The 311-nt window shown below is 69.5% G+C and carries 1 protein-coding gene; it reads right to left on the bottom strand.

Going from position 1 to position 311, the window contains the following annotated elements:
* A partial coding sequence (locus WH85_RS46400) for a UvrB/UvrC motif-containing protein (RefSeq protein WP_045748620.1) occupies nt 1–311 on the bottom strand: 311 nt, incomplete at both ends.

The following is a 311-nucleotide window of genomic DNA, read 5'->3' as shown; positions in this document are numbered from 1 at the left end:
GGGATGCCGGTCCAGTTGCCCAGGACCTCGGCGATCTGCTCGTCGTCGACCTCGGACACCACGTCCAGGTCGCCGGCCTTCCACTCCTTCTCCCGCTGCGCCTTCTGGCCCAGCAGCTGCTTCTCCTTGTCACGCAGCTGCGCGGCCCGCTCGAAGTCCTGCGCGTCGATCGCGGACTCCTTGTCCCGGCGGACCTGGGCGATGCGCTCGTCGAAGTCACGAAGGTCCGGCGGCGCGGTCATCCGGCGGATCCGCATCCTCGCCCCGGCCTCGTCGATCAGGTCGATCGCCTTGTCCGGCAGGAACCGGTC

The organism is Actinoplanes rectilineatus (assembly GCF_000962825.1).
GTDB lineage: Bacteria > Actinomycetota > Actinomycetes > Mycobacteriales > Micromonosporaceae > Actinoplanes > Actinoplanes rectilineatus.
The sequence above is the reverse complement of the archived record's forward strand: the minus strand, read 5'-3'. Positions and strand labels throughout refer to the sequence as shown.